The 21,852-nt window shown below is 74.7% G+C and carries 17 protein-coding genes; 5 read left to right on the top strand and 12 right to left on the bottom strand.

What is annotated here, in order from left to right:
* On the bottom strand, positions 1-611 hold a 611-nt coding region (locus ACFXGA_RS05030), incomplete at its 3' end, for a hypothetical protein (RefSeq protein WP_378084489.1).
* Between the two features lie 858 nt (positions 612-1,469).
* Here ACFXGA_RS05030 and ACFXGA_RS05025 point away from each other — a divergent pair.
* Together ACFXGA_RS05025 and ACFXGA_RS05020 are read left to right on the top strand one after the other, a co-directional pair.
* Entirely contained in the window at positions 1,470-2,147 is a 678-nt protein-coding gene (locus tag ACFXGA_RS05025) for a response regulator transcription factor (RefSeq protein ID WP_378084488.1), read from the top strand.
* Positions 2,144-4,081 (top strand): ATP-binding protein, encoded by a 1,938-nt coding sequence (locus tag ACFXGA_RS05020; RefSeq protein ID WP_378084487.1) that lies wholly within the window; start codon positions 2,144-2,146, stop codon positions 4,079-4,081. Before ACFXGA_RS05025 ends, ACFXGA_RS05020 begins: the two co-directional genes overlap by 4 nt.
* 42 nt (positions 4,082-4,123) lie before the next feature.
* Here ACFXGA_RS05020 and ACFXGA_RS05015 read toward each other — a convergent pair whose 3' ends face one another.
* On the bottom strand, positions 4,124-5,191 hold the full coding sequence (locus ACFXGA_RS05015) for a potassium channel family protein (RefSeq protein ID WP_378084486.1): 1,068 nt from the start codon (positions 5,189-5,191) through the stop codon (positions 4,124-4,126).
* Entirely contained in the window at positions 5,188-6,600 is a 1,413-nt protein-coding gene (locus tag ACFXGA_RS05010) for a M20/M25/M40 family metallo-hydrolase (protein ID WP_378084485.1), read from the bottom strand. Before ACFXGA_RS05010 ends, ACFXGA_RS05015 begins: the two co-directional genes overlap by 4 nt.
* Before the next feature lie 58 nt (positions 6,601-6,658).
* Between ACFXGA_RS05010 and ACFXGA_RS05005 the strand changes: the two genes are divergently transcribed.
* Together ACFXGA_RS05005 and ACFXGA_RS05000 are read left to right on the top strand one after the other, a co-directional pair.
* Positions 6,659-7,039 carry a hypothetical protein gene (locus tag ACFXGA_RS05005; protein WP_378084484.1) on the top strand — a complete coding sequence of 127 codons (381 nt, stop codon included), beginning with the start codon at positions 6,659-6,661 and terminating at the stop codon, positions 7,037-7,039.
* 79 nt (positions 7,040-7,118) lie between these two features.
* Positions 7,119-7,655, top strand: coding sequence for a hypothetical protein (locus ACFXGA_RS05000; RefSeq protein WP_378084483.1), 537 nt, complete (start codon positions 7,119-7,121; stop codon positions 7,653-7,655).
* Positions 7,656-7,721: 66 nt separating this feature from the next.
* Here the strand turns inward: ACFXGA_RS05000 and ACFXGA_RS04995 are convergent, their stop codons facing one another.
* Together ACFXGA_RS04995 and ACFXGA_RS04990 are read right to left on the bottom strand one after the other, a co-directional pair.
* Positions 7,722-11,315 carry a UvrD-helicase domain-containing protein gene (locus ACFXGA_RS04995; RefSeq protein ID WP_378084482.1) on the bottom strand — a complete coding sequence of 1,198 codons (3,594 nt, stop codon included), beginning with the start codon at positions 11,313-11,315 and terminating at the stop codon, positions 7,722-7,724.
* A gap of 69 nt (positions 11,316-11,384) precedes the next feature.
* Positions 11,385-14,558: an ATP-dependent helicase gene (locus ACFXGA_RS04990; RefSeq protein WP_378084481.1), complete on the bottom strand. Its 3,174-nt coding sequence runs from the start codon at positions 14,556-14,558 to the stop codon at positions 11,385-11,387.
* Positions 14,559-14,620: 62 nt separating this feature from the next.
* Here ACFXGA_RS04990 and ACFXGA_RS04985 point away from each other — a divergent pair, with 62 nt between their 5' ends.
* Positions 14,621-14,947 carry an MGMT family protein gene (locus ACFXGA_RS04985; RefSeq protein WP_378084480.1) on the top strand — a complete coding sequence of 109 codons (327 nt, stop codon included), beginning with the start codon at positions 14,621-14,623 and terminating at the stop codon, positions 14,945-14,947.
* Here ACFXGA_RS04985 and ACFXGA_RS04980 read toward each other — a convergent pair.
* From ACFXGA_RS04980 to ACFXGA_RS04950, 7 genes are all read right to left on the bottom strand, one after another.
* A complete protein-coding gene (locus tag ACFXGA_RS04980; protein ID WP_378084479.1) occupies positions 14,910-15,299 on the bottom strand; it encodes a tetratricopeptide repeat protein in 390 nt (129 codons plus the stop codon). The genes ACFXGA_RS04985 and ACFXGA_RS04980 overlap by 38 nt on opposite strands.
* A complete protein-coding gene (locus tag ACFXGA_RS04975) occupies positions 15,296-16,255 on the bottom strand; it encodes a pirin family protein (RefSeq protein ID WP_378084478.1) in 960 nt (319 codons plus the stop codon). The genes ACFXGA_RS04980 and ACFXGA_RS04975 overlap by 4 nt, the downstream gene beginning before the upstream one ends.
* 372 nt (positions 16,256-16,627) lie before the next feature.
* Positions 16,628-17,293, bottom strand: a complete 666-nt coding sequence (locus ACFXGA_RS04970) for a sirohydrochlorin chelatase (protein WP_378084477.1) — start codon at positions 17,291-17,293, stop codon at positions 16,628-16,630.
* Positions 17,290-18,405 carry a uroporphyrinogen-III synthase gene (locus ACFXGA_RS04965; protein WP_378084476.1) on the bottom strand — a complete coding sequence of 372 codons (1,116 nt, stop codon included), beginning with the start codon at positions 18,403-18,405 and terminating at the stop codon, positions 17,290-17,292. Before ACFXGA_RS04965 ends, ACFXGA_RS04970 begins: the two co-directional genes overlap by 4 nt.
* Entirely contained in the window at positions 18,402-18,722 is a 321-nt protein-coding gene (gene nirD / locus ACFXGA_RS04960; protein WP_378084475.1) for a nitrite reductase small subunit NirD, read from the bottom strand. Before nirD ends, ACFXGA_RS04965 begins: the two co-directional genes overlap by 4 nt.
* The gene (gene nirB, locus ACFXGA_RS04955; protein WP_378084474.1) at positions 18,719-21,220 is read right to left on the bottom strand and encodes a nitrite reductase large subunit NirB; all 2,502 of its coding nucleotides are present in this window, start codon (positions 21,218-21,220) and stop codon (positions 18,719-18,721) included. Before nirB ends, nirD begins: the two co-directional genes overlap by 4 nt.
* A gap of 119 nt (positions 21,221-21,339) precedes the next feature.
* Positions 21,340-21,852: MFS transporter (locus ACFXGA_RS04950; RefSeq protein ID WP_378084473.1), on the bottom strand; the 513-nt coding region annotated here is incomplete at its 5' end.

Genomic DNA, 21,852 nt, shown 5'->3' with positions numbered 1-21,852 from the left:
GGGGGGGGGGGGCCGCTATCGTGAGCGCGCGGGGGGGGGCGCGGCGCGCCCGCGGGGCCCGGGGGGGGGGGCGCCCGCCCCCGCCCCCCCCCCACCATGAGCGCCTTGCCGTCTTGTGCCCGAACGATGACGCGCTGACCGGGCCGGAGCCCGGCCAGGTCGACGCCCCGCGTCTTCGTGGAGGGACCGGTGGTGACGGTGACCTCGCCACCCGCGTCCTTGGCCACGTCCAACGCCCCGTCACGCACGGCCTTGACCGTGCCGACGACGACCGTGCCGCCCGCGCGGTCCTTCCGGCCCTTGCCGGGCCTGCCCTCGGCCCGCTCGAGCAGGCCGGTCCGTTCGTGACCCACCACCGATCGGTCGGGAGCCGGTCGATCAGGAGAGGAGGCTGCCGCACCCTGCCAGAAGACGGCGACGAGTGCCACGACAAGACCCACCAGGACGGCCACCACCGGCTTGCGCATGAGGCCCAGGGTGCGCGCACCACCTGAGCGAAGCCTGAAGGCGCAGCCGACGCCCTCCACCCGCACAACCAGCGCCGCACACGGTCGGCCGCCCGCACTCCGCGCGACCCGCCCTTCGGACTCGGCGAACAACGCGTCGAGCACGTCGGCGACGACGTCGGACCGGGCCAGGGGCCGAGGTGGTCCGGGTCGGACCGCCGCCACCGATGTCACACCGGCCGATGTCACCGGATCCGCCCGCACTCGGACCGAGTGACCTCTCGGCAGTCCTCTCACACCACCGCCCACTATTCCGGCAGAGCGCTCATGCCCCTTGGGCTACGAGGCGTGCCGGATCGCGGCCCGGCCGACTCGGCACTCGGCCTCACCGCAGCGCGCCGCCGCTCGACCTCCGCCCGGTGGTCGAGCACCGCACCACCGACCACGTCCCGGCCAGGCGACCACCAGTGGCTGTCGGGGACCACTGGCGGCGATCCCGGGCGAGTCGGAACCGCCCGTCCCGCAGGCAACGCGGGCCGACCGGTGTGGACTCCGGAACCGACGGTCCGGTGTCCGCGCGAGCACGACAGGAGCGTGCGACCGCGCCCCACCTCGTCGGGAGACGACGACCATCCGGGCAGTGAGCGTGGAACGCGCTCGTCCCTTGTCCACAACGGATCGCATCACCCGCGCCACAGGATCGGCACCGTGGTCGTCGGCACTCTCGCCGACCTGTGGCGCACGCGGTCGCGGCGGCCGCTCGCGGTGGTCCACCGCGGCCGGCTGACCGTCACCACCGCGAAGGTCGTGCCACCTGGCACGGCCGGTGCGGCGATCCCCGAACGGCGGAGAGCGGTGGACGTCCACCGCTCTCCCCCTTGGACGGCCGGCCTCTCCCGTCCGCGCCCATGTCGGGAGAGACCGGCCCCACAACCTCCGGCACGCCTGGGTGCCGGTGACGAATGCCTGTCGGTTCGTCGTGGTCTCACGGCCGTGTCGGGGGACGCGACGCAGAATGTGGAGGTGTCGACTGCTGCCAGAGTGCTGGTGATCGAGGACGCGGAGGCGATTGGCGCCGCGGTGAGTTCCGCCCTGCGGGATGCGGGTTACCAGGTCCAGGTCCGGCCGGACGGCCGGGATCTGGAAGGTGAGCTGGTCCGGTTCCGCCCGGACCTGGTGGTGCTCGACGTGATGCTGCCCGGCCGGGACGGCTTCATGCTGCTCGAGGTCATCCGGCGGACGTGCGGGGCCGGGGTGGTGATGCTGACCGCCCGGGACGGGGTGTCGGACCGGCTGCGCGGGCTCGACCGGGGCGCGGACGACTACGTGGTGAAGCCGTTCGTGCTGGCCGAGCTGGTCGCCCGGGTGAGCGCGGTGCTGCGGCGGCTGGGGCGGACGCCGTCGACGGTGCAGATCGGCGACCTCGTGGTGGACGCCGATTCGGCGGTGGTGCTGCGGGGTGACGTGCCGGTCGAGCTGACCGCCACCGAACTGCGCCTGCTGCGGTACCTGGCCGCGCAGCGCGGCCGGGTGGTGGGCAAGACGCAGATCCTCACGGCGGTGTGGGGCTACGAGGACTACGACCCGAACCTGGTGGAGGTGCACGTCAGCGCCCTGCGCCGGAAGTTGGAGGAGCATGGGCCGCGGTTGCTGCACACCGTGCGCGGGCTCGGGTACGTCCTCAGAGCGGACGAGACGTGAGCCTGCGGACCGTCTCGCTGCGACGGCGGGTGACGCTGTCCGCGATCGGCGTGCTGGGCGTCGTGCTGATCGGGGTCGTGTTGTTGGTGGACGCGTTGTTCGCGGCGCAGTCCAGGCGGGACGTGGACACCGCGTTGTTGGAGAAGGCGCGGGTCGCGCAGCAGCTCGTCAAGCAGCGGGTGCGCGGTGCGGAACTGGTGGACCGGCTGGAAGGCCGGGGTGTGGAGGTCCGGCTCGTCATGCCGGACGGGACGGTGTACGGCAACGCGCCGGACGAGGAGGTGGCGAACGAATTCAGTCGGCAGCTGGTCGACGGGTCGAAGATCACCGTGTACGCCGAGTCGTCGGTGATCACGGTCGCGCAGGCCAGGCTGCGGCGGTTGCTGGTGCTGGTCGGGATCGGCGCGTTGGCGGTGACGGCCGTGGCGATGGCGTTGGTGGTCCGACGGGCGTTGGCGCCGCTGGTCGCGATGACCACGCTGGCCAGGTCGATCGCGAGCGGTGACCGCGGGTATCGGCTCTACCCGTCGCAGGCGGACAACGAACTCGGTCGGATGGCGGCCGCGTTCGACGACATGCTGGACTCGTTGGAGGGATCGGAGGAGCGAACGAAACGGTTCGTGGCCGACGCGGCGCACGAACTGAGGACACCGATCGCGGGCGTGCAGGCGGTCGCGGAGGCGCTGATGCAGACCGGCAGCGCCGAGGAGCGGGAGCGGTTGAACCTGCTGCTGGTGCGCGAGTCGCGGCGGGCCGGGCGGCTGGTGGACGACCTGTTGGCGTTGGCGCGCATCGAGGCCGGTCTCGAACTGCACCGGGAACGGGTGGACCTGCTCGCGTTGGCGGAGGCCGAGGTGGGGCGGACGCGGTTGCTCGCGCCGGACTTCGACATCGCCGCCGAGGGCGAGTCGGTGTTCGTCTCGGGCGACCCGCAGCGGTTGGCGCAGGTGTTGGCGAACCTGGCCGACAACGCCCGGCAGGCCACCGGCCCGTCGGGGCGGGTGCGGCTGCGGGTGTCGAGGGCGGGCAGCTTCGCGCTGCTGGTCGTGTCCGACAACGGGCCGGGCGTGCCGCCGGAGGACCGGGAACGGATCTTCGACCGACTGGTGCGGTTGGACGAGGCGCGGGACCAGCGGTCGGGAGGTTCGGGCCTCGGGCTGCCGATCGCCCGTGGTGTGGTGCGGGCGCACGGAGGGGAGCTGACGTGCGTCGACCCCGACGAGTCGTCGCGCGACCGGACCGCCTGGCCGCGCGCGTCCGCGAACCGGGCCTCCGGCCCCGCCTCGGACCGCACCCCGAGCGAGGTTGCGAGTGGGGCGTCGAACCGGGCCTCGGGCCCGGCCGCGGCGGCGGGTTCCGCGCCGACACCGGATCCGGCCCGAACGCCGGGGTCAACCCCAAGACCGGGGCCGGTCCCAACGCCGGGGTCGGTTCCAACGCCGGGGTCGTCGCGGACGTCAGGGGAGGTTCGGACGCCGGGTCCGGCCTCCACATCCGGTTCGGCGGCGGGTTCGGCGATGCCGGGACCGGCAGTGGAATCAGGGGCGGAATCGACTGCGGGTGTGGGGTCGGGATTCGGGGCGGCTGGTGGGACGGGTGCGCCGACGGTGGCCGAGTCGGCCGGTGTGCACGCGGCAGCGGCTTCGGGGCTGGTCGGTGACGTCGGCGAGCCGGCCGATGCCGACCCATCGCCGAGCGGTGGGAACGCCGCCGAGCGCGGGTCGGTTGCCGACGCCTCGGGCGATCGCCGCGCTGCGGTGCGCCGCTCGGTTGTGGACGACGGGGGTGTCGGCGGCGGGGATGGCGGCGGCAGGGATGGCGGCGACAGCGATCGGGGTGGCGCGTTGGCCGGTGAGGCGTCGGGTGGTGGCGCGGCTGCCGGTGGGGCGTTCGGAGGTGCGGTGTTCGAGGTGTGGATCCCGTTGGCCGAGTGATGGCCGGGTGAAGGGAGGTGGGTTCCGGGTGGTGCCGCCGGGTCAGGATTCCTTGGGCGGGGTCACCTTCTTGACGTAGAGGAGGCGGTCGCCTGCTTCGACGGCGTCGGCTTCGGGGGCGTCGACCCGGTAGAGGGTGCCGTCGCGCACGACGCCCAGCACGATGTCCGGGAGGTGGCGGGGTGAGCCGCCGATCTCGGACGGTTCGACGTCGCGTTCGGCGATGGCCAGGCCGGCGTCCGGGGTCAGCAGGTCCTCGACCATGTCGACCACGGACGGGGTGGCGGTGGCCATGCCCAGCAGCCGGCCGGCGGTTTCGCTGGAGACGACGACCGAGTCGGCGCCGGACTGGCGCAGCAGGTGCTCGTTCTCGCGCTCCCGCACCGACGCCACGATCTGCGCCTTCGGCGCGAGTTCGCGGGCGGTGAGGGTGACCAGGACGGCGGTGTCGTCGCGGTTCGCGGCCACGACGACGGCCCTCGCGCGGGGGACGCCGGCCACGCGCAGCACGTCGTTGCTCGTGCCCGAACCGTGGACGGTGACCAGCCCGATGGCGGAGGCGGCGTCCAGGGCCTCCTGGGTGGTGTCGACCACGACGATCGAGCCCGGGTCGGCCCCGTCGCCCAACAGGGCGCTGACCGCGGATCGGCCCTTCGTGCCGTACCCGATGACGACCACGTGGTCCCGCACCTTCGTCCTCCACTTCTGGATGCGCAGCGCCTGGCGCGAGCGCTCGGTGAGCACTTCGAGGGTCGTACCGACCAGGACGATCAGGAACAGGACCCTCAAGGGGGTGATCACCAGGACGTTGACCAGCCGCGCCGACGAGCTGGCGGGGGTGATGTCACCGTATCCGGTGGTCGACAGCGACACCGTCGCGTAGTACACCGCGTCCAGGAAGGACAAGCCGTCTTCGTTGACGTCCCGGTAGCCGTCACGGTCGAGGTAGACGATCAGCACGGCCGCCATCAGGGCACCGAGCGCGCCGATCACCCGTTTGAGGATCGCGCGGACGGGGCTTTGCACCGTGTCCGGCATCCTGATCACGCCGACGAGCGAGTGGCCGGGCCGGTCGGCCAGTGGTTCGCCCGGGCTGGTGCGGCGGATCATGACAGCCTTTCCGGGAGCAGTCGCCACAGCCGGGCGGCGGCCTCGGCGCCGCGCAGCAGCAGTGGCACGACGACCCGCTCGTCGGGCGCGTGGATGCGATCATCCGGCAACGTCGCGCCGAGGTACACGACCGGCACGCCGAGCCAGCCGTGCAGCAGGGCCGCGGGGCCGGAGCCACCCGTTCGACTGAACCGCACGGGTTGCTCGAACGCGGCCTGCACCGCGTCGCGCACGGCACCCACGGCCGGGTGGGACACGTCCACCGCATAGGGTGGCACGCCGTCGCCGTGCGCGATCACCTCGGCGTGCAGACCGGGCGGGGTGTGCTGGGCGACGAACTCGCGCAGCGCGTCGGCGACCCGCTCGGGCCGCTGGTCGGGCACGAGCCGGAACGACAGCTTCACCGAGGCCCGGGCGGGCACGATGGTCTTGAGCCCCGGACCGGTGTAGCCGCCGCTGATCCCGTTGACCTCGGCGGTGGGGCGCACCCAGACCCGTTCGAGGGTCGACCAGCCGGGTTCGCCGGCCACGCCCTGGGCGCCGCCGGCGTTCGCGAGCCACACCGCTTCGTCGAACGGCAGCGCGGCGTAGTCGGCGCGTTCGGCCTCCGTGGGCGGCACCACGTCGGTGTAGAAGTCGCGCAGCCGGACCCGGCCGTCGGCGTCGTGCAGGGCGGCGACGAGCCGGGCGAGAGCGGTCGCCGGGTTCGGCACGCTGCCGCCCGACCGGCCGGAGTGCACGTCCGAGGAGCCGCCCGTGAACACCACCTCCGCGCCGTACACGCCGCGTTGGCCGGTGCAGACCGTCGGCGCGTCGCGCGAGTACAGCGGCGTGTCGGTGAACACCACCAGGTCGCAGGCGAGGTCGTCGCGGTGGTCGTCCAGCAGCCGCGTCAGGTGCGGCGAGCCGGACTCCTCCTCGCCCTCCACCAGCAGCTTGAGCGTCACCGCGGGGCGGTCCGCGCCGGTCGCCGCGAGGTGCGCCCGCACCCCGAGCAGGTGCATCGCGACCTGGCCCTTGTCGTCGCTGGCGCCCCGGCCGAACAGCTCGTCGCCGACCAGCGTCGCCTCGAACGGCGGCGTGTGCCACTGCTCGACCGGGTCGACCGGCTGCACGTCGTGGTGGCCGTAGACGAGCACGGTGGGCGCGTCGGGGTCGGCGGCGGGCCAGCAGGCGTACACGGCGGGCAGCGCCGGGCCCTCGTCCCAGACCCGCACGTCGGGCCAGCCGTCGCGGCGCAGCGCTCCGGCGAGCCAGTGCGCGGACGCGGCCACGTCGCCGTGGTGCGCCGGGTCGGCCCCGATCGACGGGATGGCCAGCCACTCGCGCAGTCCGGCGACGAAGTCGTCGGCGGACGCGGCCACGGCCGCCCGCTCGGGATGGTCGGGATTTTCGGGATCACCGCTCACGGTGCGGGAGGATAACCCTGGGAGAGCCGGACGGCGTCCCTCATGACAGGGTGATCCCATGCAACCGACTCCCGCCCGTTCGTGGTCGGCGCTCGCGCTGGCCGGGCTGCTCGGCGCCGCGGGCGTCACGCACTTCGCCAAGCCGAAGCCGTACGACGCGATCGTGCCGCGGGCGCTGCCGGGCAAGCCTCGGACCTGGACGTACCTGTCCGGCGCCGCCGAGGTCGCGTTGGCCGCGGCGGTCGCGACGCCGCGCACGCGGGGTCTGGGCGGGAAGCTGGCGGCCGCGTTCTTCGCGGCGGTGTTCCCGGCCAACGTCAAGATGGCCTACGACCTCCGGGGGAAGTCACCGAGGGTGAGGGCCGTCGCCTACGGTCGGTTGCCGTTGCAGGTGCCGCTCATCCTGTGGGCCTTGCGCGTGGGACGCTCAAGTCCCTGATCACTCTCCGCGCCGGGTCCACCACCCAGCGCGGCCGTGGGTCTGTCATTGAAACCGCAACCAGTTCTAGGATGCCCGAGTGCAACCGCTCCTCCACCATGCCGCGTCGGCGCTGGGCTGGCGTGGCGTCGTCGTGCCCGACGTCGCCGTGCTGGGCCACCAGGTGTCGGCCGTCGTGCGGGTCCGTGCCGACGTGCACGAGTGGCGCACGGCGAACGGCTGGCCGCCGCAGGCCGACCCGTCGTGGTTCCGGTCGTGGTTCGAGCCGGCCGCGCACGACCGGCTGCCCGTGCCCGCCGTGGAGCTGGTCGGGGTGCTGGTGGGTGAATCCACGGTCGACCGGGCGTTGCAGTCCTGCGGCACGCTCATGACGCTCGCGCCCTGCGCGGTCGTGCTGCCCGCGCAGCAGGGCGTGCGGTCGTGGCCGTTGATCGAGCTGGACTACTACGGCATCGGCGTGGTCGCGGTGGACGCGGCCGGCCCGGCCGAGCTGCTGGTGCCGCCGGAGGACCGGTCGACGGAGTTCGGGCCGTCCCTGTTCGGGCGCTGGCTGCTGGAGGTGCTCTACGACCGGGTGCTGAAGGAAGTTCCCGTGGACGCCCGGGTGACCGGCTGATTCGGGATCGCGCCGGCCCGGGATCGGGCGGCTAGCCCGGGATCGGGCGGCTAGCCCGGGATCGGGCTAGCTCGGGATCGAGCGGATCAGCTCGCGCAGGCCGTCGGCGTCGAGCAGGTCCGCGGGGCGCAGCGTGTGGTCCTGCCGCACGTAGTGGAACGCCGCCCGCACCTTCTCGACCGGGGTCCCGGTCAGCGACGCCCACGCCAGCCGGTAGGCGGCGAGCTGCACCGACAGCGCGGGGAGCCGGTCCTCGTCCGGCACGGCCCCGGTCTTCCAGTCGACCACGGTCCAGCCGCCGTCGTCGTCGGCGAACACGGCGTCCATCCGGCCGCGCACGGACAGGCCGTCGACCTCCGCCTCGAACGGCACCTCGACGTCGTGCGGCACGCGGTCGGCCCAGCGGCTCGCCAAGAACGCCTCCTGGAGGCGGGCGAGGTCGGCGTCGGGGGCCGCGCCCTCGTCGGCCGCGCCGGGCAGCTCGTCCAGGTCGAACAGGCGGCTCGCGCCGAACCGCTGCTCCAGCCAGGTGTGGAACGCCGTGCCGCGCCGGGCCAGCGGGTTCGGGGGGAACGGCAGCGGGCGGCGCAGCCGGCGGGCGAGGAGGTCCGGGTCGGCGGCCAGCTCGACCAGCTGGCTCACCGACAGGTGGTCGGGCAGCACGACGCGTTCCCGGCGGTCGGCCGCGGCGGCGCGTTCGGCGAGGAGCACGTCCACGTCGCGCGCCCAGCCCTCCGGGTCCGGGTCGTCGGTCTCGACCCAGCCCTCCGGGTCCGGGTCGTCGGTCTCGACCCAGCCCTCCGGGTGCGGGTCGTCGGTCTCCGGATCGGGGGGTGCGTCGAGGTCGCCGAACGCCGGCGGTTCGAGGTCGTCAACCCCGGGGTCCGCAGGGGGTTCGAGATCCTCGAACGCCGGGTCCGGGGGCGGTTCGAGGTCGTCGGAGGCGGGGTCCGGGGGCGGTTCCACATCCTCGAACGCCGGGTCCGGAGGCGGTTCGAGATCCCCCGGCGCGGGGTGCCCGACCGTGGAATTCGGGGGGCCTGGAGGTTCGACACCCGGGACCCGGGGGTTCGACTCGCGCGGGTCGGGGGTGCGGGCCAGGGCGGCCAGGACCAGCTCGGCGCCCTCGGCGACGGCGGCGCGCCGCTTGCCCAGCGGGTCGGTGGGCCACTGGGCCGTCTTCGTCTGCGACGCCAGGGGGTTCGGCTCGTCCTCGGCCGGTCGGGGGGCCCAGTGCGCGATGTCGGCGGGCGGGTGGTCGGCGGCCAGCACGGCCTCGCGGATCTCGGTCAGGAACGCGGACGGGCCCTTCGGCTTGTCGCCCGTCTCGCCCCACCAGTGCCCGGACACCAGCAGGCTGTGCTCGGACCTGGTCAGCGCCACGTACAGCAGCCGCCGCTCCTCCACCAGCCGGCGCTCGTCGAACTCCTCCTCGTGCCGGACCAGCGCCTCCTCCACCTCCTTGCGGTTGGCGTCGGGCGCGACGCGCAGCTTCGGCAGGTCCGCCGCGTCACCGCGCAGCTCGGCGGGCAGCTCGGCCACCGAGCGCAGCCAGCTCGACGACTTCTTCCGCCCCGGGAACACGTCCTTGACCACGTGCGGCACGGCGACGATGTGCCACTCCAGGCCCTTCGCGGAGTGCATGGTCAGCACCTGGACCCGGTTCTCCGCCACCTCGACCTCGCCGGGTTCCAGCCCGTCCTCGGCCTGCTCGGCGGTGTGCAGGTAGTCGAGCAGCGCGGGCAGGGTCGCCGACGGGCTGGCCGCGGCGAAGTCGTTGACCACGTCGGCGAACGCGTCCAGGTGCGCCCGGCCCACGCCGCCCGGCCGGGCCATCGCCTCGATGTCCAGCAGCAGGGTGCGCTCGACGTCGGCGACCAGGTCGGGCAGCGGCTGGTCCAGCCGCCGGCGCAGCGCCGACAGCTCCGCGCCCAGCCGCCGGATCCGCCGGTAGCCCTCCGCCGAGTACGCGGTCGGGTCGCCGGGGTCGTCCAGCGCGTCCGCGAGGCCGGCCTGTTCGGCGTGCTCGCCGGGCAGGGCGTCGGCGATCACGGCCAGCGGGTCGTCCGCCACGGCCTGCCGGCTCGGCGCGCCCGCCAGGTCGCGGGCCCGCGCCCACAGCGCGGCCAGGTCGTAGGCGGCGACGCGCCACCGCGAGCCGGTGAGCAGCCGGGCGGCGGCGGTGCCCGCCAGCGGGTCGACCAGCACCCGCAGGGCGCTGGTCAGGTCGCGGACCTCCGGCTCGTCCAGCAGCCCGCCCAGGCCGACGACCTCGACCGGCAGGCCGCGTTCCCGCAGCGCCGCCGCGATGTTGGCCATGTCCGCGCGCCGGCGCACCAGCACCGCGGCGGTCGGCGGCTCGTCGCTGGTGTCCAGGTGCTGCTCCCACTGCGCGGCGACGGTGTCGGCCACCCAGTCCAGCTCCTGCCGCACGTCGCCGAACAACGCCACGCGCACGTCGCCGGGACCGGCCCCGTCCCGGGCGCGCAGCTCGTCCACGTCCAGGCCCGTGGCGCGCAGCGGCGCGGACACGGCGTTGGCCAGCGCCAGCACCTCCGGCGGGTTGCGGAAGCTGGTGAGCAGGCCGTACTTCTTCGCGGGCGGGAAGTCCTGCACGAACCGGGGCAGGTTCGCCGCGGACGCGCCGCGCCAGCCGTAGATCGCCTGCGCCGGGTCGCCCACCGACGTGACCGCCATGGGCTCGCCCCGCCCGAACAACGACCGCAGCAGCACGCGCTGCGCGTGGCCGGTGTCCTGGTACTCGTCCAGCAGTACCGCCCCGTACCGCTCGCGCTCGCCGCGCACGACCTCCGGGTGCTCGGACGCGAGCCGGGCGGCCAGCGACATCTGGTCGGCGAAGTCCATCGCCGCCTCACGCCGCTTGCGCGCCTGGTACGCCTCCAGCAGCGGCAGCAGGTGGACGCGCAGCCGTTGGGCGTTCACCACGGCCTTCAGCGACTCCGGCAGGCCGTCGCGCTGGCGGGCCGTCCTGGGCGCGTTCTCGATCAGCGCGCACAGCCGCTCGGCGTGCTCCCGCAACGCGTCCGGCTCGACCAGGTGCTCCCCCAGCTCCCCGGCCAGCGCGAGCAGGTAGCCGGTCACGGTCGCGGGCACCTTGTCGGTGTCGAGGTCCTGCGTCCAGGTGGACACCACGCGGTGCGCGAGCTGCCACGCGGCGGTCTCGGTGAGCAGCCGCACGCCCGGCTCCACGGGCAGCCGCAGGCCGTGCTCGCCGACCAGCCGGCCCGCATAGGCGTGATAGGTGAGGATCACCGGCTCGGTGGTCAGCACCGCGGCCCGCCGCTCGCCGCTCGGGTCCAGCCGGTCCAGCAGGGGCGACCCGGCGAGCCGGCGCAGCCGCAGCCGCACCCGGTCGGACAGCTGGCGGGCGGCCTTGCGGGTGAACGTCAGGCCGAGGACGCGGTCGGGCGTGACGAAGCCGTTGGCGACCAGGTACACGACGCGGGCGGCCATGGTCTCCGTCTTGCCCGCGCCCGCGCCCGCGACGACGAGGGCTGGCGCGGTGGGCGCGGCGACGACGGCGGCCTGCTCGGGGGTCGGCTTGGGCAGGCCGAGCGCCTCGGCGACCTCGAACGGGCCGGCGAGCGCGACCGGCTCGCCCGCACGTTCGACTCCGCTCGGCAGGACCACATCGGGCATTCTCCGTGGTCGGCCCCCGCCCGCTTCGGCGACCCGCAGGGCGGCGGCGAAGTGGCTGGTCAGACCGCCCTATTGGCTGACCTGGCGGCCGGAGGAGTGCACCGGGCAGGTGGTGCGGGCCGGGCAGCGGTCGCAGTCGGCGTTCTCCGCGGCCCGGTACTGCGGCCCGACGCTGGACCCGGCGGCGAGCTGCACCGCCTCCAGCCACACCCGCACGCCCTGCTCGTCCAGCGGGGCCTGCTCGCGCTCCACCGCGCCGGTCTTCCTGTCCTCCTTGGCCACGTACAGCAGCCGCGCGCCGCCGGGGTCGGTGCCGAGGCCGAGGTGCGTGAACCCGCCGAGCGCCGAGGCGAGCTGGTAGACGGCGAGCTGGGGGTGCTCCTGCGCGTCGTTCCTGCTCACCGGGGTCTTGCCGGTCTTGACGTCCACCACGACGGGCCGGCCGTCGCGGTCGGTCTCCAGCCGGTCGACGCGGCCGCGGACCCGCAGCTTCGGCCCGCCGTCCGGGCGGGGGACCTCCACGGAGATCTCCTCCTCGACCGCGACCTGGGTGAGCTGGGAGCGGCTGGACGCGAGCCACGTGAGGAACGTGTCGAGCATGCGCTCGACCCGGATCCGCTCGCGCCGGGAGAACCAGGGCGCGCCCGCGTCCACCGCGGCCCACGCCTCGTCCAGCCTGGCCCGCAGCTCCTGCTCGTCCGCCCCGGTCGCGGCGGCCTGCGCCAGCGCGTGCACGAGCGTGCCGGTGATCGACGCCAGCTCCGCCGGGTCCTGCCCGCCGTGCCGCTCGACGACCCAGCGCAGCGGGCACTTGGCCAACGTCTCCACGGTGGACGGCGACACGCTGACCGTGTGCTCCTCCGTCCACAGCGGACTGTCCGTGGTGACGTCCGCCAGGCCGTACCAGGAGTCGGGGTGCGCCCCCGGCACGCCCGCCGCCGCGAGCCGGGCCAGCTGCCCGGCCGCGCGCTCGCGCCGTTCGGCGGATTCGTCGTCCGAGCACACCACGCGCCGCAGCTCGCCGACCAGCTCCGCCAGCACGAGCCCGCGCTCGGGGGTGAACGTCGGCCGCTCCGGTTCGCCGGTGGACAGCTCCTCGATCTCGTCCAGGAACCGCGACGGCTGCTCGTCCTCCCCGCGCACCGCGCTGACCAGCAGCGTCCGCCGGGCGCGGCTGGCGGCGACCAGCAGCAGCCGCCGTTCCTCGGCGAGGATCGGAGCGACCGCGGACACCGTCTCCGCCGACAGGCCCGCCACCACGTCGACCATCCGCTCCACGCCCAGCAGCGACCCGCGCAGCCGCAGGTCGGGCCAGCTGCCCTCCTGCACGCCCGGCACGGCCACCACCGTCCACTCACGACCGGCGGCGGCATGCGCGGTGAGCACGGACACCGCCTCGCCGGTGGGCGCGGCCGCGGCCAGCGTGTCGCCGACGATCTCCTGCGCGGCCAGGTAGTCGGCGAAGCCCTCGGCGCCCGAGCCGGGCAGCCGGTCCACGTACTTCGCCGCCGCCTCGAACAACGCCACGATCGCGTCCAGGTCGCGGTCGGCCCGCAGGCCGACGGTGCCGTGCCGGGCGGACTGCGCCACCCACCGCGACTCCAGGCCGGTGGCCTGCCACAGCTCCCACAGCACCTGCTCGACGCTCAGCCCGTCCGCGATCCCCTGCCGCGCCTTGCGCAGCAGGCCCGCGATCCGCCGCGCGGGCTGCGCCTCGGCGTCCTCCAGCGCGGCCAGCCGGTCGTCGGACTCGATCACCTCGACCAGCAGCTCGCCGCTCGACCGGTCCCGGCCCGCGGCCAGCTCCAGCCGGCGCAGGCCGCGCCGCAACCGCCGCAGCGCCAACGGGTCCGCGCCGCCGAGCGGCGACGCCAGGAGCATCGCCGCGGTGTCCTCGTCCAGGCTGCCGGGCACGGCCGCGCACCGCAGCAGCGCCAGGAACGGCATCACCGCCGGTTGCCGGGCCAGCGGCAGCTCGTCGCGCGGCACGGCCACCGGGACGCCCGCGGCGAGCAGCGCCCGGTGCAGCACGGGCAGCGCCCGCGTCGCCGACCGGGCCACGACGGCCATCTCCGACCACGGCACGCCGTCGATCAGGTGCGCGCGGCGCAGCTGGTCGGCGACCCAGCTCGCCTCCTGCGCGGCGGACGCGAACAGCCGGACCTGGACCGCGCCCGCGCCGTCGACCGGGGAGACCTCGCGGGTGGGCGACGCGCCCGGCAGCCGGGCGGCGAGCCGGCCGACCGCGGCCCGGACCTCGGGGGCCATCCGGTGGCCGGTGGTGAGCACCACGGCCGGGGCGTCGGCCTCGGCGAGCAGCGCCGGGTCCGCGCCCCGGAACGAGAACACGGCCTGGTCGGGGTCGCCCGCCAGGACGAACTCGTGCGCGGCCCGGCCCAGCACGCGGATGAACTCGTGCTGCAGCGGGTCGAGGTGCTGGGCGTCGTCCACGAGCAGGTGCCGCACCCGGCGCCGCTCGGCCGCGAGCAGGTCCGGATCGGTCTGGAACGCGAGCAGCGCGCTGCCGACCAGCTCCGCCGCGTCGAACGACGGCGCGTGCCCCTGGCCGCTGCTGGCGAGCAGGTTGACCTGCTCGTACTGGGTGGCGAACAGGCCGGCCGCGACCCACTCCTCGCGTGCGTGCTTGCGGCCCAGCTCGGTCAGGTCCTCCGGGGCGAGGCCGCGTTCGGTGGCGCGGAGCATCAGGTCGCGCAGCTCGTGGGCGAACCCCGGCAGGGTGAGGGCGGGGCGCAGGCGTTCCGGCCACTTCGGCGCGCCCATGCTCACGTCGCCGGCGAGCAGCTCGCGCACGACCGCGTCCTGCTCGGGGCCGGACAGCAGGCGCGGTGCGGGTTCCCCGGCCCGCACGGCCTGGGCGCGCAGCACCGCGAAGGCGTACGAGTGGACGGTCCGGACCAGCGGCTCCTGCGTGGTCGGCAGCACGCCGTCGGCGCGGGCCCCGGTCAGCAGGCGGGTGATGTGGGCGCGCATCGCCTCGGCCGCGCGCCGGTTGGGGGTGAGGACCAGGACGTTCTCCGGGTCCGCGCCACCGTGCAGGACGCGGTGCGCGACCACTTCGGCCAGCAGCGTCGTCTTGCCCGTGCCGGGTCCGCCGAGCACCCGCAGCGGCCCGCCGGGGTGGTCGAACACGGCGCGGGCGGGTGCGTCCCACTCGCGCCGGGGCTCCTCCTGCCGCACCCGGCGCACCAGCAACGGCGCGCTGCTCCCTGCCACGGCGAGCATGCAACCACACCCCACCGACGGCGTGCGCGCGGCGCGTCGCCCGCGCATGGAAAGCTGTCGCCGTGGACGAACAGTTGCACGAGATGGTCCGCGAGGTCGTGCGCCGGATCCCGCGCGGCCGGGTCGCGACCTACGGTGACGTCGCCGACATCGCCCGCGCGCCGTCGCCCCGCCTGGTCGGGCAGGTGCTCAACCAGGACGGGCACGACCTGCCGTGGCACCGGGTGCTGCGCGCCAACGGCACGTGCGCGCCCCACATCGCCGACGAGCAGTTGCAGCTCCTGCGGGAGGAGGGCGTGCTCGCCGACGACGGCAGGGTGGACCTGCGCACGTACCGCTGGGAGGACGCGGTCAAGGAGAAGGCGGAGGAGCCTCCCGGGTTGTGGTGACCCGCGCCTCGACGCGGGCCACCTCGGACTCGACCTCCGGGTCGCGGGTGATGGCGGCGGCGAGGCGCAGCTGGGGCAGCGCCTCGACGTGCCGGCTCTGCCGGGCCAGCGTGCGGCCGAGCAGCAGGCGCGTGTAGCCGTCCGACGGGTCCAGCTCGACCAGGGACCTGAGCACGCCCTCGGCCTTGCCCAGCGCGGCGGACTGGAAGTGCGCGAGCGCCAGCTCGGTCAGCACGGTCCGGTCGTGCGGCGCGTGCTCGGCGGCCTCGGCCAGGTACCGCGCCGCGCCGCTCGGGTCGCCGGACGCGCGGAACATGCGCCCCTTGCGCAGCAGTTCGCGGATGTCGGTCATGACAGCTCCTCGTCCGCCGAGGTGACGTGGGGGACGTGCGTCACGCCCAGTCGCCCGGCTTGGAAGTCCTCGATGGCTTGCAGGATCTCGGCGCGGGTGTTCATCACGAACGGCCCGTAGCGCGCGACGGGCTCGCGCAGCGGCAGGCCGCCCAGGACGAGGACGTCCCACGTCGTGTCGGCCTCCATGGTGAGCGCGGCGCCGCGGTCGAGGACGGCGAGGTGGCCTTCCTCGAGCGGGCGGCCCTCCGCGCCTACCGTGCCGCGACCGGACAGCACGTACACCATCGCGGTGAAGTCCTCCGGCCACGGCAGGGTCAGGTGGGCGTGCGGGCTGATCGTGGCGTGCAGGTAGGTGATCGGCGTGCGGGTCATGCCCGGGCCGCGGTGGCCCGCCACGTCGCCCGCGATCACGCGGACCAGCGCGCCGCCGTCGTCACTGGACAGCAGCACCGTGTCGGCGGGGTTGATGTCCTGGTAGCGCGGCGGGGTCCACTTGGCGGCCTTCGGCAGGTTGACCCACAGCTGCACGCCGTGGAACAGGCCGCCCTTGGCCACCAGCTCCTGCGACGGCAGCTCGGAGTGGAGCACCCCGGAGCCCGCGGTCATCCACTGCGTGCCGCCGTTGGTGATCACGCCGCCGCCACCGGTGGAGTCCCGGTGCTCGAACACGCCGTCGATCATGTAGGTGACGGTCTCGAAGCCGCGGTGCGGGTGCCAGGGCGCGCCCTTGGCCTCGCCGGGGCCGTACTCGACCGCGCCCATGTGGTCCAGGAGCAGGAACGGGTCCGCGTCGGCCAGTTCGACGCCCGGGAACGGGCGGCGCACCTGGAAGCCCTCGCCTTCGAGGAACCGCTGCGCCCGCACCACGCGCCGGACCGCGCGCCAGGCGGTCGTGGCCTCGGGCAGTCGGGGCAGGCGCGGGAGGGTGAGGGTGTCGGCGGTGACGGCGGGCATGGCTGCCTCCTCGGACGGTGACCGCCCGGGTTCGGCGGTCTCACCCGCGACAACCTGGTTGAAGCCTCAACTATTCCGTCGGGGTCGCCGCCCTGCCCCGGCGGCGTTCTCCTCCCGGACGGCAGGCCGGGACCACGGCACGGCCGGCCTCGGCCGGTGGACAGGGGCGGGTGGGGCGACCGGGCCGTCCGCCGGGGCGAGGCTTCCCCGCTCGCCGGCCGCGACGGATCGCGGAGCGGGTCCGCCACGGGTCGGGCGACACGGGTCGGGCGGCACGGGCAACGCTGCGCAGGACCAACACCACGCAGAGGTCCCCGCCCGGGGGGACCCCTGCTTTCGATCTTACCGGCGAGGACCGACAATTCCGGCCCGTCAGGCCACGTCCTGGAAGCAGCGGGCCTCGTAGTAGCGCAGCAGGACGGCTTCCACGACGCGCAGGTGCGCGCCGATCGGGGCCGCCACCACGGCCGCCCCCGACTCCGCCACCACCCGGTGGAACAGGCCCGGCGCGAGCAGCCACGAGGCGACGGCGACGCGGCCCGACGCGGCGGCCACCACGTCGGCGACGCGGGGTTCCGCGGTGGCGGCGTAGCCGATCGTCACCGGGCCGACCCGGCGGGACAGGGCGGTGGCCGCGGCGCGCACGTCGGCCAGCGCCCGGACGTCCGACGAGCCCGCCGCCGCGAGCACCACCGAGTCGCCCGGCGTCCACCCCGCCTCGGTCAGGCGGGCCAGCACGGCGGGCAGCAGGGCCGGGCCGATCGGGTCCGTGATCACCGCGTCGGGGTGCCCGGACGCCTCGACCTGCGCCGGGATGTCCACCCGCACGTGGTACCCGGCGGCCAGGAAGGCGGGCACGACCACGGCCGGGCCGGCGACCGACGACAGGACCGCCGTGACGTCCGGCTGCCGCACGTCCGCGTAGGCGACCCGCACCGGCACACCGCCGAGCCTGGCCCGGACCAGGGACGCGATCTCTTCCACGACGACGGCGCCGGCGGGGTCGCGGGTGCCGTGCGCCACGAGGACCAGGGTCATACGGCCACCCCGGCGGGGTCCATGGCCAGCCGGTAGCCGCGCTTGACGACCGTGGCGACCACGCGCGAGTCGCCCAGCGCGGACCGCAGCCGGCCGATCGCGGTCTCCACGGCGTGCTCCTCGCCGCCGCTGGGCAGCGCCGCCAGCAGGTCCCGGCGGGACACCACCCGGCCGCGCGCGGCGGCCAGCACGCGCAGCACGGCCATCGGCGCGGGCGGCACGGGCCGCAGCTCGCCGTCCACCACGACGGCCTGGCCGCGCAGCTCGATGTCGCGGCCCCCGATGCGCAGCCGGGTCGCCCGCGCGGGCAGTTGCAGGGTCAGCTCGCGCGCCAGCGCGCCGATCCGGGCGCGGGCGGGCTGCACCACGGGGATCCCGGCGGCGACGAGCGGCCCGGCGGTGATCGCGCCGACGCCCACCACCAGCACGTCCCGGCGCAGCGCGGCGGTCAGCTCGGGCAGCCGGCCCATCGCCTCCGCGACCCGCAGCACGGACGCCGCCGCGGGCGCGCTGGTGAACGTCAACGCGTCCACCTGGCGCGCCAGCACGGCCTCCAGCAGCCGTTCCAGCGGCGCGGGGTCGGACGGGCCGGTCCAGCGGTAGACGGGGACCTCCACGACCACCGCGCCGGCCGCGCGCAGCGCCGACGTGAACTCCGGCAGCACGTCGCCGTGCAGCTGCACCGCGATGCGCTGCCCGGCCACCCCGGCCCGCAGCAGGTGGTCCAGCAGCTCGGCGTTGCTCTCCCCCTCCGGCGACCACTCCTCCACCAGCCCCGCGGCCCGCACCGCGCCCCGCGCCTTCGGCCCCCTGGCCAGCACCTTCGCCCCGGACAGCCGCGACAGCAGCCGCGCGGCCAGCCCCCAGCCCTCGGCCGCCTCGACCCAGCCGCGGAACCCGATGCCGGTGGTCGCCACGGCGACGTCCACCGGTCCCTCCACCACGGCCCGGGTCGCGGCCAGCAGCTCCGCGTCGTCGGGCAGCGGCACGATCCGCAGCGCGGGGCCGTGCAGCACGGTCGCGCCCTTGCGCTCCAACAGCGCGGAGAGCTCGTCGGCCCGCCGGGCGGCGGTCACCCCGACCGTGTACCCGGCCAGCGGGGCGGCGGTCACGGCGACCCGACCTGGACGACGCCGTCGGTCACGACCACCGGGTGCACCGGCACCCCGGTCGAGGGGTCGTCGAGGCACTTGCCGGTCGACAGCTCGAACGCCTGCTTGTAGACCGGTGACACGACCACCGGCACGCCGCCGCGGTCGCCGACGATGCCGCGCGACAGCACCGCCGCGCCGCTGAACGGGTCGATGTTGCCCAACGCGTGCACCGTCCCGGCCGACGTGAGGAACACGGCCACCTGGGAACCGTCGGGGAGCAGCGCCGCGACGCCCTGGTCGGGCCGCAGGGCGCTCAACTCGCACACCGGGGTCATCGGGACACCTCCGCCTGGCCGACACTCGGAACACCCAACAGGACCGGCACCTTCTGGCCGCGCTCCTCCCGGAACGAGATCGTCGGGTCGGGCGTGCCGGGCGCGTTGACGAACGAGGTGAAGCGGGACAGCTTCTCCGGGTCCTCCAGCACGCCGCGCCACTCGTCGGCGTAGTTGTCCACGTGCTTGGCCATCGCGGCCTCCAGGTCGGCGCAGATGCCGAGGCTGTCGTTCACGACGACGTCGCGCAGGTGGTCCAGCCCGCCCTCCAGCGACTCGATCCAGGTCGAGGTGCGCTGCAACCGGTCCGCGGTGCGGATGTAGAACATCAGGAACCGGTCGATCAGCTTGATCAACGTCTCGGTGTCCACATCGGACGCGAGGAGGTCGGCGTGGCGGGGCGTGAAGCCGCCGTTGCCGCCGACGTAGAGGTTCCAGCCCTTCTCGGTCGCGATGACGCCGAAGTCCTTGCCGCGCGCCTCGGCGCACTCGCGGGCGCAGCCGGACACGGCGGACTTGAGCTTGTGCGGCGACCGCAGGCCCCGGTAGCGCAGCTCCAGCTCGATGGCCAGCGACACCGAGTCCTGCACGCCGTAGCGGCACCAGGTGGTGCCCACGCACGACTTCACCGTGCGCAGCGCCTTGCCGTAGGCGTGGCCGGACTCGAACCCGGCGTCGACCAGGCGCTTCCAGATCAGCGGCAGCTGGTCCACGGTCGCGCCGAACAGGTCGATCCGCTGGCCGCCGGTGATCTTGGTGTAGAGGCCGAAGTCGCGGGCGACCTCGCCGATGACGATGAGCTTCTCCGGCGTGATCTCGCCGCCGGGGATGCGCGGCACGACCGAGTAGGTGCCGTTGCGCTGCATGTTCGCCAGGAAGCGGTCGTTGGTGTCCTGGAGGGTGGCCTGCTCGCCCTCCAGCACGTGCCCGTTGTCCAGCGACGCGAGGATCGAGGCGACGGCGGGCTTGCACAGGTCGCAGCCCGCGCCGCGGCCGTGCCGGGAGATCAGCTCGCTGAACGTGGTGATGCCGGTGGAGCGGACGATCTCGAACAGGTCGGCGCGGGAGTGGTCGAAGTGCTCGCACAGCGCGCGGGACTGCTCCACGCCGCACTCGGCCAGCAGCTTCTTCAGCATCGGCACGCACGAGCCGCAGCCGGTGCCCGCCTTGGTGCACGCCTTGATGCCCGGCACGTCGACGGCCTCGCCGGAGTTCACCACGTCCACGATCCGCTGCTTGGTGACCGCGTGGCACGAGCACACCTGCGCGTCGTGCGGCATGGACAGCTCGACGCCGCCCTCGGGCCCGATCAGCCCCACCGGGTCGCCCGGCACGGGCCGGCCGACCAGCGACCGCAGCACGGTGTACTTCGACGCGTCGCCGACCAGGATGCCGCCGAGCAGGGTCTTCGCGTCGTCGGACACCACGACCTTCGCGTAGGTGCCCGCCACGGCGTCGTTGACGACGACCTCCAGCGCGCCCTCCTGCCGGGCGTGCGCGTCGCCGAACGAGGCGACGTCCACGCCGAGGAGCTTGAGCTTGGTGGACAGGTCCGCGCCGGGGAACTCGGCCGCCCCGCCGAGCAGGCGGTCGGCGACCACCTCGGCCATGGAGTAGCCGGGGGCGACCAGCCCGTACACCGTGCCGTCGAGGTTCGCGCACTCGCCGATGGCGTAGACGTGCTCGTCGGAGGTGCGGCACGCCTTGTCGACCACGATGCCGCCGCGCTCGCCGACGGCGAGGCCGGCCGCGCGGGCCAGCTCGTCGCGCGGCCGGATGCCCGCGGAGAACACCACGACGTCCAGGTCCAGCTCGACGCCGTTGGACAGCTTGGCGATGAGCCGCTCGCCGTCCTGCTCGATGGACGACGCGGACGTGCCGGTGTGCACGGTCAGGTCCAGCTTCTCCACCAGGCGCTTGAGCAGGCCGCCGCCGCCCTCGTCCACCTGGAGCGGCATCAGCCGCGGGCCCAGCTCCACCACGTGCGGGGAGATGCCCATGCCGCGCAGCGCGTTGGCCGCCTCCAGGCCGAGCAGGCCGCCGCCGAGGACCATGCCCGCGTGCCGCCCGGCGGCGTGCGCGGACTCGACCGTGGCGCGGATGCCGTCCAGGTCGTCGATGGTGCGGTAGACGTGGCAGCCGGGCAGGTCGCGGCCGGGCACCGGCGGCACGAACGGCACCGAGCCGGTGGCCAGGACCAGCGCGTCGTAGCGCTGCTCCCGGCCGCTCGCGGTGCGCACCACCCTGGCGTGCCGGTCGAGGTGCACCACCTTGTCGTCCAGGTGCAGCTCGACGGCGTCGTCGTGGGGCGCGAGGGCGAGCGCCCCGGCGTCCCAACCGTCCACGTAGGACGAGAGGGCGACCCGGTCGTAGGCCGGGCGGGTCTCCTCGGCGAACACGACGATCCGCCACCGACCGGTCACGTCCTGCTCGCGGAGGGCCTCCACGAGCCGGTGACCGACCATGCCGTGACCGACCACCACCAGCGTTCGCGTCATGGGACCAATCCCTTCTTCCGCCCGGTTCCATGCTCACCGGGCGCCGTGTCGTGCCAAGGTCGCGAATGTTGCGCAGGCGTTAAAGCAGCCTCACACCGCACGTCAGGGCGTTGTGTGGGTCACACGCCGGCGTAGGCGAGGCTGGGCACCCGGGCGAAGACCCGACGCCGCAGGTAGAACCACCACGTGGTGGCGACGCACAGGCCGTAGAACACCAGGAACGCGGTGAGCGCCGGCGCCAGCGTCTTGCTCCCTTCGAGGGAGAACTTGAACACGAGGTTGACGAGCACCCCGCCGAACGCCCCGACCGCGCCCGCGATGCCGACCACCGCGGCGGCCTGCCGCTTGGCCGCCCGGACGTCGTCGGCCTGCGTGGCGAAGATGGCCGGGATCATCCGGTAGGTCGAGCCGTTGCCCACGCCGGCCAGCACGAACAGCGCGATGAACGAGCCGAAGAACAGCGCGAAGCTGCGGACCTCGATGCTGAGCAGCAGGCCGACCGTGCCGGCCGCCAGGCCGAAGAACGTCACGGTGGTGATCCGCGCGCCGCCGAACCGGTCCGAGAGCCACCCGCCGAACGGCCTGCTCACCGAGCCGATGAGCGCGCCGATGAACGCCAGGCCGACGAAGCT

Source organism: Actinosynnema sp. NPDC059335 (assembly GCF_042752395.1).
GTDB lineage: Bacteria > Actinomycetota > Actinomycetes > Mycobacteriales > Pseudonocardiaceae > Actinosynnema.
Note: the sequence above shows the minus strand (reverse complement) of the source record. Positions and strands in the feature narration are given on the sequence as shown.